Source organism: Microbacterium arabinogalactanolyticum (assembly GCF_030268005.1).
GTDB classification, from domain to species: Bacteria; Actinomycetota; Actinomycetes; order Actinomycetales; family Microbacteriaceae; genus Microbacterium; species Microbacterium arabinogalactanolyticum.
On sequence record NZ_BRZC01000003.1, the window covers coordinates 329,970 to 343,776 of the forward strand.

At 70.6% G+C, this 13,807-nt stretch carries 15 protein-coding genes; 10 read left to right on the plus strand and 5 right to left on the minus strand.

All coding sequences use genetic code 11. The annotated features are described in order from the left end of the window. Nucleotides 1-6: 6 nt before the first annotated feature. Both MIAR_RS03950 and MIAR_RS03955 read right to left on the minus strand, forming a co-directional pair. Complete coding sequence (locus MIAR_RS03950) at nucleotides 7-828, minus strand: hypothetical protein (RefSeq protein WP_285631625.1); 822 nt, start codon at nucleotides 826-828, stop codon at nucleotides 7-9. Continuing rightward, nucleotides 825-1,673 (minus strand): hypothetical protein, encoded by an 849-nt coding sequence (locus MIAR_RS03955; RefSeq protein ID WP_285631628.1) that lies wholly within the window; start codon nucleotides 1,671-1,673, stop codon nucleotides 825-827. Before MIAR_RS03955 ends, MIAR_RS03950 begins: the two co-directional genes overlap by 4 nt. A gap of 176 nt (nucleotides 1,674-1,849) precedes the next feature. Here MIAR_RS03955 and MIAR_RS03960 point away from each other — a divergent pair, with 176 nt between their 5' ends. Next, nucleotides 1,850-2,239: a protease inhibitor I42 family protein gene (locus MIAR_RS03960; protein ID WP_285631631.1), complete on the plus strand. Its 390-nt coding sequence runs from the start codon at nucleotides 1,850-1,852 to the stop codon at nucleotides 2,237-2,239. Between the two features lie 7 nt (nucleotides 2,240-2,246). Here the strand turns inward: MIAR_RS03960 and MIAR_RS03965 are convergent, their stop codons facing one another. Next, nucleotides 2,247-2,597, minus strand: coding sequence for a zinc ribbon domain-containing protein YjdM (locus MIAR_RS03965; RefSeq protein WP_285631634.1), 351 nt, complete (start codon nucleotides 2,595-2,597; stop codon nucleotides 2,247-2,249). Between the two features lie 59 nt (nucleotides 2,598-2,656). Between MIAR_RS03965 and MIAR_RS03970 the strand changes: the two genes are divergently transcribed. After that, nucleotides 2,657-3,019, plus strand: coding sequence for an ArsR/SmtB family transcription factor (locus MIAR_RS03970; RefSeq protein WP_285631638.1), 363 nt, complete (start codon nucleotides 2,657-2,659; stop codon nucleotides 3,017-3,019). Next, the gene (locus MIAR_RS03975; RefSeq protein WP_285631641.1) at nucleotides 3,016-4,641 is read left to right on the plus strand and encodes a SulP family inorganic anion transporter; all 1,626 of its coding nucleotides are present in this window, start codon (nucleotides 3,016-3,018) and stop codon (nucleotides 4,639-4,641) included. The genes MIAR_RS03970 and MIAR_RS03975 overlap by 4 nt, the downstream gene beginning before the upstream one ends. A 180-nt stretch (nucleotides 4,642-4,821) precedes the next feature. Here the strand turns inward: MIAR_RS03975 and MIAR_RS03980 are convergent, their stop codons facing one another. Further along, nucleotides 4,822-5,634: an SDR family NAD(P)-dependent oxidoreductase gene (locus tag MIAR_RS03980; RefSeq protein ID WP_285631644.1), complete on the minus strand. Its 813-nt coding sequence runs from the start codon at nucleotides 5,632-5,634 to the stop codon at nucleotides 4,822-4,824. Between the two features lie 57 nt (nucleotides 5,635-5,691). On the opposite strand from MIAR_RS03980, the gene MIAR_RS03985 reads away from it, so the two are divergent. The 7 genes from MIAR_RS03985 to MIAR_RS04015 all read left to right on the plus strand — a co-directional run bounded on the left by MIAR_RS03985 (nucleotide 5,692) and on the right by MIAR_RS04015 (nucleotide 12,645). Further along, nucleotides 5,692-6,339: a TetR/AcrR family transcriptional regulator gene (locus MIAR_RS03985; RefSeq protein ID WP_285631647.1), complete on the plus strand. Its 648-nt coding sequence runs from the start codon at nucleotides 5,692-5,694 to the stop codon at nucleotides 6,337-6,339. Nucleotides 6,340-6,429: 90 nt separating this feature from the next. Then, entirely contained in the window at nucleotides 6,430-7,008 is a 579-nt protein-coding gene (locus MIAR_RS03990; protein ID WP_285631650.1) for a TetR/AcrR family transcriptional regulator, read from the plus strand. Nucleotides 7,009-7,054: 46 nt separating this feature from the next. Further along, nucleotides 7,055-7,861 (plus strand): aspartate/glutamate racemase family protein, encoded by an 807-nt coding sequence (locus MIAR_RS03995; RefSeq protein WP_285631653.1) that lies wholly within the window; start codon nucleotides 7,055-7,057, stop codon nucleotides 7,859-7,861. Beyond that, nucleotides 7,861-8,604 (plus strand): aspartate/glutamate racemase family protein, encoded by a 744-nt coding sequence (locus MIAR_RS04000; protein ID WP_285631656.1) that lies wholly within the window; start codon nucleotides 7,861-7,863, stop codon nucleotides 8,602-8,604. Before MIAR_RS03995 ends, MIAR_RS04000 begins: the two co-directional genes overlap by 1 nt. Nucleotides 8,605-8,657: 53 nt before the next feature. Next, a complete protein-coding gene (locus MIAR_RS04005; RefSeq protein WP_285631659.1) occupies nucleotides 8,658-9,986 on the plus strand; it encodes a cytosine permease in 1,329 nt (442 codons plus the stop codon). Then, entirely contained in the window at nucleotides 9,983-11,101 is a 1,119-nt protein-coding gene (locus MIAR_RS04010) for an S-methyl thiohydantoin desulfurase family protein (protein WP_285631662.1), read from the plus strand. Before MIAR_RS04005 ends, MIAR_RS04010 begins: the two co-directional genes overlap by 4 nt. Further along, nucleotides 11,098-12,645, plus strand: coding sequence for a hydantoinase/oxoprolinase N-terminal domain-containing protein (locus MIAR_RS04015; protein ID WP_285631666.1), 1,548 nt, complete (start codon nucleotides 11,098-11,100; stop codon nucleotides 12,643-12,645). Before MIAR_RS04010 ends, MIAR_RS04015 begins: the two co-directional genes overlap by 4 nt. Before the next feature lie 53 nt (nucleotides 12,646-12,698). Here MIAR_RS04015 and MIAR_RS04020 read toward each other — a convergent pair whose 3' ends face one another. Next, nucleotides 12,699-13,736 carry an FUSC family protein gene (locus MIAR_RS04020; protein ID WP_285631668.1) on the minus strand — a complete coding sequence of 346 codons (1,038 nt, stop codon included), beginning with the start codon at nucleotides 13,734-13,736 and terminating at the stop codon, nucleotides 12,699-12,701. Nucleotides 13,737-13,807: the final 71 nt, after the last annotated feature.

The window sequence follows — 13,807 nt, forward strand, 5'->3', positions numbered from 1 at the left end:
ACCGATTCACTCGAGCTCGAGCTCGACCCTCAGGAACGCGCGCACCTCGGCATTCTCCGGCAACGTCATGAAGTGGTTCTCCGGGGTCTCGGCGACGCCCTTCGCCGTCGGCTGGAGGTAGCACCTTCCGGTGAACGGGCGGGCTCCTTCGGCGGTGACCGCCTCGCATTGGCCGATGATCTCGCCGTCGACGAGGGCGATGACGTCGACCCAGGGGCGGTCGAGGTCGGGGGAGAGGGACGAAGGAATGACGAAGTCGACGGCCCCGGACTCACGGTCGGCGGTCACCTGCGGCTCGCTGATCTCGCCCGTGTACGGCGATGCCGCGGCGGAGATCCTGGTCTGCTCGATCACGATCTCCGCGATGTCATCGGGTTCGGCCCTCAGGCTCGACGACGAGAAGACGCCCTCGTCGCCCGGCAGCAGGTCGGCGCTGGCGAGCGTGCGGTCGAGGATGTGTCCCTTCGCGTCGTATGCCGTGACGTCGTAGAAGATCGATACGGCCTGCGTCTTGGAGGGGTTGCTCAGCGGCGCGAACAACCGCGTCTCGCCGTCGACCCACGGCTCCGCCACCCAGGTGCCGAACTCGAGCGCCGTGTCACGGACGCTGACGGGGATGCCGTGCACCGTCTGCGGTTCGCGTGTCGCGGTCGGCGACGGTGAGGCGGATGCCGCTGGTGCCGCCGCCGGCCGCTGCCCCAGCATCCCGAACAGCAGGATGCCGGTGGTGATCGTCGAGGCGACCAGCACGACGGCTGCGATGCTCAGGGCGATGAGGAGGCCGCGCCGGAGGTCGCGGGGTGCTGAGGCGTTCTGCGGCGCGGTCATTGGATCGTGTCCAGGGTGTAGTAGCTGGCGACCACGGCGTCGTCCGGGAGCGTGCCGATCGGCTGCGGCTCGTCGCGTGAGGCGGGTTCGAGGGTGCAGCGGAAGTCGAACGCGCCGGATGCGGGGATGTTCTCGACGTCCCAGCAGACGCCGAGGACCTCGTTGTCGACGGCGGCGATCAGGTACACGTGCGCCCCTCGGCCCTCGACGCCGAGTGTCGAGGTGTACTTGCCGCCGACCAGGCCGTTGTCGCCGCTGCGGGCCTCATCGAGGACCACGGTGCCCGTGCTCCGCGGCTCCTCGTACTTCAGGCTGGTCTGCTCGATCCTGATCGAGGCGACGTCCAGCATGTTCCCGACGGTCACGCCCGTGAAGAGCGTCACCTGTCCCGGAAGCATGTAGACGCTCGAGGGCCAGCGGCTGAGAAGCACGGCATCCTCGTCATACAGGCTCACATCGAAGAAGACGATGGCGGCGCGCTTCTCGTCGTGGTTGCGGATCTGCGAGTACAGCGACGTGAAGCCCCTGGCATCCGTGTCGGTCATGAAGAAGTAGCCGAAGTCGATGTCGGACACGACATCGACCGGGATGCCGTGCACCGTGCGGTCCCGGTCGACCTTCGCGGTCGGCTTGGGCGTGGGAGTCGCGCCGGGGTCCGCTGCGGCGCTGACGTTCGTCACGGACAGGATGGCCGCGCCGGCGCCGAAGCCGAGCGTCGCGAGCAGCAGCACGGCGCAGACGACGGACAGTGCCACCAGCAGGCCGTTCCCGCCCGCCCTGCGCTGCGACGCGGCTGTGGGTGCCGCGGGCTCGGGCGCCTGCTGCGGGATCTCCGGGATCGTCATCGGCTTGCCTCCTCTGGATCGGAGCATAGCGGCGGCGTGGTGCCGACGCCGATGGGGTGTTGTCCCCACGTGTTGCGTTCGTCTGCACGCGGCGCGGCAGGAGGGCGCAGCGGCGTGAGCACGGCATCCTCGCAGGAGCAGGGCGACGACGAGCACGCCGCCCGAGAGGGGGACGGATGCGGAGACGTGGCGCGATTGCGGTGATGCTCGCCGCCCTGGCCGCGGGTCTCGTGGGCTGTGCGGCCGCTCAGACGAGGGTGGACGCCGACGAACCCACCGCGGTGGTGAAGGTGGGCGAAGAGGTGGTCGTTGATCTCGGTGAGGTGAACTCCTCCGTCGGCACGGAGTGGGTGCTCGTCGAGGAACCGGATCCGGCCGTGCTGGGTGGCGAGGAGGTCGACTTCGACTCAGATCAGCCGAATCCGCCGCCGGGCTCGAGCTCGAACATGACGGTCACCTTCGATGCGGTCGGCGCCGGGGAGACCACCCTGACCTACGAGTACCGCTTCCGCGGCGAGGCGTCGAAGGACAGAGGTCCGCTGACCTTCACGATCACGGTGCGCTGAAGCGCCGTCAGGCCTTCTTGACCAGCGACGACTTCAGGAGCATCGCGCCGAAGCCGTCGACCTTGCAGTCGATGTCGTGGCCGTTCACCGGGTCGATCAGGCGGATGCCCCGGACCTTCGTGCCGGCCTTGATGCCCTGGGGTGAGCCCTTCACCTTGATGGTGGTCGTGACCACGACGGTGTCCCCGTCGGAGAGGACGTTGCCGACGGCATCCCTGACGACGGGTGCGGCATCGGCCGCATCGTCTGTCGCGGAGGGTGACCACTCGTGCCCGCACATCGGGCACACGAGCAGCGCGCCCATCTCGTAGGCGTGCTCGCTGGAGCACTCGGGGCACAGCGGAAGCGCGTCGGTCATGCGACCACCATATCGCGATATGATGAATTCGTCATTCCGATCGATGAGGAGGAGAGGGGATGCTGAGCGACCCGACCCGTCCGCTGTACGAGGTGAAGGCCGGCCTGTTCAAGGGGCTCGCGCACCCGATCCGCATCCGCATCCTCGAGGTGCTGTCGGCATCCCCCGAGGTCTCGGTGTCCGGGCTGCTCGACGACACCGGCCTGGAGGCCTCGCACGTCTCGCAGCACCTGGCCGTGCTGCGACGCAACCGGCTGGTGGTGTCCGAGCGCCGCGGCAGCCTGGTCTACTACCGGCTCGCGTATCCCGAGGTCGCCGACCTGCTGCGCGTCGCGCGCACCCTGCTCGGAGAGATCCTGCAGACCACACAGCAGCAGCTCGTCGAGCACGACGGACTCCCCGAGATCCCGGTGCGATTGTGACCCAGCGCGGGCTGCGCGGCCTGCTTCCGTCCCGTGCCGACTACTCGGCGCTGCCGCGCACGTGGCGGGGCGATCTGCTCGCCGGCATCACGGTCGGCATCGTCGCGCTCCCGCTGGCCCTCGCCTTCGGTGTGAGCTCGGGCGCCGGAGCGGAGAGCGGCCTGGTCACCGCGATCATCGCGGGTATCGTCGCCGCCGTCTTCGGTGGCTCGAACGTGCAGGTCTCCGGTCCGACCGGGGCGATGGTCGTGGTGCTCGCGCCCATCATGGCCGCCCAGGGCACAGGAGCACTCGCGCTGATCTGCCTGCTGGCAGGTGTTCTGGTGCTGCTGGCCGGCGTCCTGCGTCTCGGGCGCACGATCAGCTACATCCCCTGGCCGGTCATCGAGGGGTTCACCCTCGGCATCGCGGTGATCATCTTCCTGCAGCAGGTTCCGACCGCCACCGGCACGACGCCGGGAGAGAGCACGAACGCCGCCGTCGCGGCCGTGCAGTCGCTGCTGACGGCGTCCTGGCCGAAACTCGGCTGGTCGCTGCTGCTCGTCGGGATCGTCGTCGCGATCATGCTGGTGTCTCTCACGCTCGCCCCGAAGTTCCCCGGCTCGCTGCTCGCGATCGTGGTCACCGGCCTCCTCGCGGCGCTGCTCGGACTGCCGGTCGACGCGATCGGCGAGCTGCCCGCCGGTCTGCCGGCGCCGACACTGCCCGACTTCTCGCACGCGGGCTCCCTGCTGGCGCCCGCGCTCGCGGTCGCGGCGCTCGCCGCGATCGAGTCGCTGCTGGCCGCCCGCGTCGCCGCGAGCATCTCCGACACCGGTCCCTACGACGCCGACCGCGAACTGGTCGGTCAGGGTCTGGCATCCATCGCCGCCGGGCTCTTCGGCGGGATGCCGGCCACGGGCGCCATCGCCCGCACCGCGGTCAGCATCCGCGCCGGCGCGCGCACCCGCCTCGCCGCCGTCGTGCACGGACTGCTGCTGCTCGCGGTGGTGCTGGTCGGGGCATCCGTCGTCTCGCACATCCCCCTCGCCGCGCTCGCGGGGGTGCTGATGGTCACGTCCTGTCGCATGATCGCGCCGTCCACGGTGCGTGCCGTGATGGGCTCCACGCGGGCCGATGCGGTCGTGTTCGTGATCACCGCGATCGTGACGGTGAGCGTCGACCTGATCTACGCCGTGCTGATCGGCCTGCTCGCCGCCGGGTTCTTCGCCCTGCGGCAGCTGGCGAAGGCCAGCGGCGTGCATCGTGAGGAACTGCCGGGTGCGGCGCAGCCGGGCGATGAGCGGATCGCGCTGTTCCGTCTGGAGGGTGCGCTGTTCTTCGGTGCGGCCGAGCGGATGCTGGAGCGCGTCACCGCGCTGCGCGACATCGAGGTCGTCCTCATCCGGATGTCGCAGCTGCAGATCCTCGACGCCACGGGCGCGCAGGTCATCACCGACATGATCGTCTCCCTGGAGCGCCGCGGCATCACCGTGCTCGTGAAGGGCATCCAGCCGCGGCATCTGAAGCTTGCGGAGCGGGTCGGCGTGCTGCGCTCGCTGCGCCACCAGAACCATCTCTTCGACGACCTGGGCGCCGCCGTCGCGCATGCCAGGAGCCACGTGGCCCGGGCTTCGGCCTGAGCTGCCCCGAGCTTCGGCGCGGGCGCGCGAGGTCGATTTCCGCTGGTCCCTCGCTCGTTCGGGAGGAGAACTCCGTGATGGGAGGGGGATTCCTCGCAGAGTCTCCTCCCATCCGTGAGAACTCCTCCCGAACGTTCGCGTCCGGTTCCCGAACGTGCGCGTCCGACATGCCGGGGCGGCTCAGGCGTATCCGAACTGCTTGCGGGTGAGAGCGTCGAATGCACGGTCGGGCAGGATCGTCGACAGCGCGACCGCGAGGCCTGCGCCGGGGCCGATCCGGTAGCGGGTCCTCGGGTGTGCGGTGAGTGCGGCTCTCACGATCAGCTCGGCGACGTCGGCGGGGCTGGACATCTGCTTCGCCAGTGATGGGCTGGAGAAGTACCGGCGCATCGCCGCGGCCATGCTCGCGTAGGGGCCGTTCGCGGAGGCGTGGTCGAGGTGCTCCATCGCCGTGTCGTGCCAGTCGGTCGCGACGTAGCTCGGCTGCACGAGCGTGACATCGATGCCGAACCGCGCGACCTCGCCGCGCAGCGAGTCGGAGAGTGCCTCCAGAGCGAACTTGGAGGCGTGATACCAGCCGCCCAGCGGTGCCGCGAACTCGCCGGCGAGTGAGGAGACGTTCACGATCCGCCCCCGTCCGGCCTGACGCATACTGGGCAGCACGGCCTGGATCAGCCCGACGGCGCCGAGCACGTTGACCTCGAGCTGTGCGCGGGCGTCGGCCAGCGAGGTCTCCTCGACGCTGCCGAACTCGCCGTAGCCGGCGCAGTTGATCAGCACGTCGATCGGGCCGGTGGTGGATGCCGCGGCAGCGGCGTCGCGGATCGAGCTCTCGTCGGTGAGGTCGAGCGCCACCGGGATCACGCCCTCGATGCGGGAGATCGCGCCCGTGCTGCGGGCGGCGCCATGGACGCGGTGCCCCCGAGCCGCGAGGATGCCGGCGGCGCGCGCGCCGATGCCCGAGGATGCGCCGGTGATGAGGATGTTCGCCATGCCCTGCCCCTTACTGTGAATGTCGTTCACTGATGTGTATACGTTACAGTGAACGCCATGCACAGTCAAGGAGATCGGGCGCTGCGTCAGCTCTGGGGCATCGATCCGCCCACTGTTCGCGGACCGAAGGCGCGGTGGAGTCCGCTCGAGGTCGCCGACGCGGCTGTGATGCTCGCCGACGAGATCGGACTCGAGGCGCTCTCGCTCGCCCGGGTGGCGGCGCGCCTGGAGATGACCACGACCGCGCTGTACCGCTACGTCGACGACAAGGCGACGCTCATCGAGCTGATGGTGGATCGCGCCGTCGGCGACGTGCCTGCGATCCACGGCACCGACTGGCGGGACCGCTGCCGCCGGTGGGTGGAGCTGCTCGCGGCGCGGTATGGGCGGCATCCGTGGCTCTCCGAGGTGTCGCCGACGGGCATGCCCACGCAGCCGCACGCCTACGCCTGGATCGACGCTCTCGTCGGTGCGATCGACGAGGAGTCCGTCGACGCTCTTCGGCTCGCGATGCTGCTGGACGGCCTGGTGCGCACCTACGCGACTCTGGAGCGGACGGTTCAGGGGGCGCCGTCGCCGTCGTGGCTGGGCGGGGCGATCGCCGAGCGCTTCCCGCGGCTCGCGGGTGCCGAGCGGCAGGACGTCACGGATGCCGGCGTCGAACTGCGCTTCGCCGTCGATGCGGTGCTGCGCGGCCTCGGATGAGCGCACCCTTCTGAAACAGATCCGCGCGATGGTTGCGCGCAGGGTCGGACGCGCCTATTCTCTTCCTAACTAATGATCGTTAGGTAGGACATGACCAAAGCACGCATCCTCGCCGAAGCCCGGACGGTCTTCGCGCGCAGGGGGTATGCCGAGGCCAGTCTTCGTGAGATCGCCGAGGCCGTCGGAATCAAGACGCCCTCCCTGTACGCGCACTTCCCCAGCAAGGAGGCGCTGTACGAGGCGGTCTACGCCGAGGTCGTCGCAGAGCACACTGCGTTCTTCGACGAGCTCGTCCGCACCAGCGCGGACCTCCCGCCCCTGCCGCGACTGCGCCATCTGCTCAGCGGCATCGGGACCTTCTATCGCGATCGCCCCGAGCAGCACGAGTTCAGCATGCGTGCCGCCGTCGACGAGAACGGGCCCAGCGGGCAGAGCCTCCGGGAGATCTTCCTCGACTCCGAGTCGACCCTCGCCGAAGCCGTCAGGCAGTCGTACGACGACGGCGTGACGACGGGAGCGTTCGCGGGGGGCGACCCCGAGGGCTTCACCGCGCTGGTGTTCGTCGTCATGGACGGCCTGTTCCTGCAGTACGCCCACTACAGCCCCGTGCTGTACGCGGAGCGCTTCGAGCAGACCTGGCGGCACCTCTCCGCACTCCTCTCCGCCTGACCCGCCGCATCGCAGCGACGGGAAGGCACCCCCGAAAGCCTGTGCCATGCCCTCTTCGCGCCACCCCGTCGTGCGCATCACGATCATCGACCCCGTCGTCCTCGACGGCCAGGTGCTCATCGACCCGGCCCCCGAGATCCCGGGCGCCGTCATCGAGCGCCGCAGCCTCGCCTTCGGCACGGCATCCGTCGAGAGCCGCTGGGATGACGCGTTCGCGGCGCCCGGGATCATCGACGCCGCCATCCGAGCGGAAGCCGCGGGCGCGGATGCCGTGGTCGTCAACTGCATGGAGGATCCGGCGGTCGACGCCGCCCGCGAGGTCGTGCGGATTCCCGTGGTGGGGCCGGCAGAGGCCGGCATGCACCTGGCTCTGTGCGTGGCGGACCGGTTCAGCATCCTCACCACCGAGGCCGCCGACATCCCGATCGTGCGGGAGATGGTCGAGCGCCACCGCCTCGAGCACCGCTGCGCCTCGATCCGCGCCGCCGGCCTGCCCGTCCTGGGCATCGGAGCGGATGAGAACGACACGCTCCGCCGGCTGACCGCGGCCGCGCATGCGGCGGTCGAGGACGGGGCGGCCGCTCTCGTGCTCGGCTGCACCCTGTTCGCGAGCCTGACCGATCGCTTGGCCGCCGAGCTCCCGGGCATCCCCGTGATCGATCCGCTCTCCGCCGCCCTGCACCACGCCCTCACGCTGGTGCGCCTCGGGGTGTCGCACTCCGCCGTCGGCTACCCGGCCCCGGACGCCAAGCCCATCAGCTGGCCCGCGGATGACGTGCACTTCGGCCCTGCGGCGGCGGAGGGCAGCGCGCTCGCCGCGGGCGGTCCGCACTCCGAGGGGAGCGTCCGCTGATGCACCTGCGCGTGATCAACCCGACCACGACCACCTCATGGGTGCCCGACACCCTCGCGATGTTCGAGGACGCGGCATCCGACGGCACCACCGTCACCGTCGCGACCATCCCCGCCGGCACCCCGTCGATCGAGAGCCGGCGCGACGAGGCGCTCGTCACCCCGTGGGTGCTGCGCGCCGCCCAGGCGGCGGACGCCGAGGGGTGCGACGCGATCGCCGTGGACTGCATGCTCGACCCCGGGGTGCACGCGGCGCGCGAGGTCGTCGGCATCCCCGTGCTCGGCCCGTGCGAGGCATCCATGCATCTGGCCGCCACCCTCGGTCACCGGTTCTCGGTGATCTCCGTCGCCGAGCACCACCGCGATCTGATGATCGACCAGGCCCGCCGGTACGGTGTCGAGCCGCGGCTGGCATCCGTCCGGTCGCTGCAGATCCCCGTCCTCGAACTCGAGGACGACCCCGACGCGACCTTCCGCACGATGGTGGCGCGTGCCCGCGAGGCCGTGCAGCACGACCATGCCCAGGCGATCGTGCTCGGTTGCACCGGGCTGGCCGGCCAGGCCGCCCAGGTGCAGTCCGCGCTCGAGGCCGAGGGGATCGGAGTGCCCGTCATCGACCCCTCCGCCGCCGCAACCCGGATGCTCGAGACCATCGTCGCGATGGGCCTCGCGGGCAGTCTCATCACCTACCCCCGCCGTTCCGGCGCCACGAGCGCCTGGCCCGAACCCCTCACCCGTCACTGAGCCCCCTCACCCGTCATCAAGCCCCCTCACCCGTCATCAAGCAAGGACCCCTCATGGAAACCACCGACTACGAGCACGGCGTCGTGCCCCAGGATCAGCGCAAGGGCTGGCTTTCGATCGCCGCCGTCTGGATCGCGATCGGAATCGATCTCTCCGGCGCGTTCCTCGGCATCGAACTCGCCTCCGGCATGGCGTTCTGGGACGCCATCTGGGCCACCATGCTCGGCTCGCTGCTGCTCGGACTGCTGGCCATGGCCTGCACCTACGTCGGCGCCTCGACCGGCCTGTCCACCGCGATGATCTCGCGCGCCGTGTTCGGCCGGATCGGCGGCGCGGTGCTGGCCATCGCCATCACGATCAGCCTGGTCGGCTGGTTCGCCGTGCAGACCGGCTTCTTCGGACAGAACGCCCAGATCGCCTTCCACGAGTTCACCGGCATCGACGTGCCCGTGCAGCTCTTCAACGCCGTCGGCGGCGTGCTCATGGCGATCACCGCGTTCTGGGGCTACCGCTCGATCAACCGCCTGAGCTCGCTGGCGGTGCCGCTGCTGCTCCTGCTGCTGGTCGTCGGGGTGGTCGTCGCGTTCATCCAGCACGGAACCGCGGGGCTGGACGCCCGGGTCGACGTCACCTACACGTTCGGCGGCGCGGTGTCGCTGGTCATGGGCATCTTCATCCTCGGCGTCGTGCTCTCTCCCGATATGGCCCGCTGGGCGAAGACGCCGAAGCAGGCCATGGCGGCCGGCTTCGTCGGGTTCTTCTTCGGCAACTCGATCATCCTCGTCGTGGCGATCCTGCTGGCCCGCGTGCTGAACCAGACCGAGCTGATGACGATGTACTTCACGCTCGGGATGGGCGGCATCGCCGTCGTCGTGCTGATCCTCGCGCAGTGGACCACGAACACCACCAACCTCTACTCGGCCGGCCTCGCATTCTCGTCGATCTCATCCAGGCTGGGACGCCGCACCGTGACCGCCGTGCTCGCCGTGATCGGCATCGTGATCGGGGTCGTCGGCGCGGCGGACGTGTTCGTCTCGTTCATCCTGGTGATCGGCACGCTCATCGCGCCCTACGGCGGCGTCTACCTGGCGTCGTTCCTGACCGGACGTCGCACCGCGCGGTGGGCGCACGGCGCCGCCGTGCCGCATGTGGACGCGTGGTCGATCATCGCCTGGGCCGCCGGCGTGCTGGTCGCGTTCGCGACCACGAACCCGGCGGACGGGCCCGGTTTCGGCTGGTTCACGATCACGACGATCTCGTCACTGGACGGCCTGCTCGTCGGCTTCGCCGTGTACGTCCTGCTGTGGCTGGTCCGCGGTGGACGGCGAGCGGATGCCGCGCAAGCGGTGCCGGATGCCCGGACGGACGAGGTGGCCGCATGACCGCGCTGATCACCGAGGCCGACGTCGACGAGATCGCGCTCGGCGCGGCGGTGCTGGGCACCGGCGGCGGCGGCGATCCGCATGTCGGCTCGCTGATCGCGAAGCGCCTCATCCGCATGCACGGTGCGGTGCGGATGCTGACGGTCGCCGACGTGACGGACGAGGACTTCGTCGTGCCGGTCGGCGGGATCGGCGCACCGTCGGTAAGCGTCGAGCGGATCATGGCCGAGTCGGAGCTGCTCGCCGCGCTGGAGGCGATCGAGCGCGGTACGGGGCGCAGGCCCACCGCGGTGATGCCGATCGAGGTCGGCGGCGGGAACTCGATGATCCCCATCGCTGCGGCGGCCGTCGCGGGCATCCCCGTCGTCGACGGCGATGCGATGGGACGTGCGTTCCCGGAGGCGCAGATGGTCACCTACCATCTCGCCGGGTACGGGCCGGGCACCACCGTGCTCGTCGACCATCACGGCAACGAGGTCGTCAGCCGCCCTGTGAACGGCGAGTGGTCGGAGCGGCTCGCCCGCGCCGTCACCGTCGAGATGGGCGGCGGCGCCACCATGATCGACTACGCGTACGGCGGGGCGGTCGCACGGGAGTGCGCGATCCCCGGGACCCTCACGCTCGCCAAGCGCATCGGCGGGATCCTGCGCGGCCGGGATGCAGCGGGGCGCCAGTTGCGTGACGACGAGCGGATCGACGCGCTGTGCACCGATCTCGGGGCGATCCGGCTCTTCGACGGCAAGGTGCGCGACCTGCAGCGCGCCGTCGACGGGGGCTTCACCCGCGGTGCCGCCGAGCTCGACGGCGTGGGCGCCGACCGCGGAAGCACCTTCCGGCTGGACTTCCAGAACGAGATGCTGCTGGCCCGCCGCGACGGCGCGCTCGCGGCCGTGACACCCGATCTCATCGCCGTGCTGGATCTCGCCACCGGGATGCCGATGACGACGGATGCGGTGCGCTACGGCGCGCGTGTCGCGATCATCGCGATCCCCTGCCATGAGAAGTGGCGCACGCCGCGCGGGCTCGAGACCGCGGGGCCCGCGCACTTCGGCTACGACGTGGAGTGGACGCCGGTGGAGCAGCTCGCCGCCGCAGGAACGGAGATCGCACGATGACCGGGTACCGGATCGGAATCGACGTCGGAGGGACCAATACCGACGCCGTCATCCTCGACGAGGACCTCGCCGTGCTGGCATCCGTCAAGCGGCCGACCACGGCCGACACCGGCGAGGGCGTCGCGGATGCCATCGACGCCGTGCTCGCAGCATCCGGAGTCGACCCCGCGCGGATCTCGCACGCGATGCTCGGCACCACGCACTGCACCAACGCGATCGTCGAACGGCGCGGACTCGGAAAGGTCGGCATCCTGCGCCTCGGCGCACCCGCGACCACCGCCGTGCCGCCGCTGGAGGGCTGGCCGGACGACCTGAGCCGCGCCGTCGGCGAGCACGTGCACCTTCTGGCCGGCGGTTTCGAGGTGGACGGTCGCACGCTGTCCGCGCTGGACGAGGACGCCGTCCGAGCGGCATGCGACAGCATGAGCGGGCAGGTCGACGCCGTCGCGGTGATCGGCGTGTTCTCGCCGGTCGACGAGAGCCAGGAGCAGCGCGTCGCCGAGATCGTCGCATCCGAACTCGGGGTCCCGGTGTCCCGATCCGCGCGGATCGGCTCGCTCGGGCTGCTCGAGCGAGAGAACGCGACCGTGCTGAACGCGGCGCTCATGCAGACCCTGAAGCAGATGGCCACCGGCTTCGTGGCGGCACTGCGCGACCGCGGCATCCCGGCCACGCCGTACTTCGGGCAGAACGACGGCACGCTGATGCAGCTGGACTACGCGCTGGAGTTCCCGGTGCTCACGATCGGCTGCGGCCCGACCAACTCGATCCGCGGTGCGGCGCACCTGTCCGGCGCCACGGACGCCCTCGTGGTCGACATCGGCGGCACCACCACCGACATCGGGGTGCTCGTGGACGGCTTCCCCCGCCAGTCCGCGCACGCTGTGGAGATCGGCGGCATCCGCACCAACTTCCGCATGCCGGATGTGCTCTCGGTCGGACTCGGCGGCGGCACGATCGTGCGCTCCGGCGGTGCCTCCCTCGGGCCCGACAGCGTCGGCTATCGGCTGCTGCAGGAGGGTCTGGCCTTCGGCGGCAGCACGCTCACCGCGACCGACATCGCCCTGCGGATCGGAGCGGCGCAGATCGACGGGATCGCCGCCCCGGCCGTGGACGACACCGTCACCGAAACCGCCTGGGACGGCATCCGTGCGCTTCTCGAGGACAGCGTCGACAGGATGAAGCCGAGCGCCGCGCCGGTGCCGGTGATCCTCGTGGGCGGTGGTGGGATCATCGCGCCCGAGACGCTGGACGGAGTCAGCGAGCTCATCCGGCCCGATCACTTCGGGGCGGCCAACGCCGTAGGAGCTGCCCTGGGCGACGTCGCAGGGCAGGTCGAGAAGATCTACCGGGTCGACGGGACCGAAGCGGGCCGCCGGGCGGCGCGCGAGGATGCGTCGCGGGATGCCGTGGAGCGGGCGCGCCTCGCGGGCGCCGCGTCGTCCACCATCGAGGTCGTCGCGGTCGAGGAGCTGCCCGCGGCCTACTCCGACGGTCAGCAGGTGCTGATCCGCGCGCGTGCCGTGGGGCGGCTCGCGGACTGACGACGCGTGGCGCACTCGGGGGGAGGTCCCCGGCAGGATCTCCTCCCGAGTGCTCAGGCCTCGTCGCGCAGCTCGCCGTGGATGCGGCGCAGATCCTCCATGAGCGAACCGACCAGGATCCAATGATCGGATGCCGGTGGACGCACCACCAGCGGGGTGGTCAGCGCCGGGATCGTCGAGGTCATGGCATCCGGTTCCGGGGCGACGTCGGCCGTCTGCACGGCGAGTCGCATGTCGTGTCCTGCGCGGCGCAGCTGATCGCCGATCGCGCGCACGGCGGGGTCCTGGGCGAGGGAGTCCTCGTAGTGGTCGATGTACGCGCGCGTCATGCCGATCACCTGAGTGACCACGGGGGAGATGCGCTCGAACAGGGCGCGCAGCGCGGTCAGATCGTCGCGGTGCCTTCCCCGGCGCGGGTTCAGGGCGAGTGACTCCTCGGCCTCCTTGAGCGAGGCCTCCGCGGCATCCTTCATCGGGCGCAGCAGACGCGCCTCGAGCATCAGCTCCTGCAGCTGCGGACCGCTGCGGTTCGCGGAGAGCGCCTCCGCGAGGCGGTCGAGGGATGCCGCGAGCTCGCGCCCCAGCATCCCGATGTCACGCCGGGCGGGTGCGGTGAGGACCGGCGGCACGATCGCGATGTTGATCACGAAGCCGATCGCCGCGCCGATCAGGGTCTCGATGATCCGGTCGAAGGCGTAGTCCGGGTTCGAGGCGCCCAGGGCCAGCACGAGCACGGCCGAGATCGCGACCTGATTCCCCGTGCCGGTGGAGGCCCGCATCGCCCAGGCCGCCAGCATCGCGACGACGACGGCGGCCAGCACGACCCAGCTCTGCGCGCCCAGCACCACCGTCAGCAGCACCGCGATGATCACGCCGAGGATCACCCCTGCGCTGCGCTCGATCGCCTTCGACAGCGACTGGTTCACGCTCGGCTGCACGACCAGCAGGGCGGCGATCGCCGCGAACACCGGCAGCGGACCCGGCAGCACCCACCCCGCGATCAGCCAGGCCGCGATCGTGGCGGCCGCCGACTTCAGCACCTGCAGCAGCGGGGCCCGTCGAGCCGAGCGGAGCGTGGCGTGGAAGCGCATGGGACAACGGTAGCCGGGTGCGGCGTCGCCCTGGGGGCCGGTGTCGCTCGGTCCTGCTTTCGCTCCCCCGC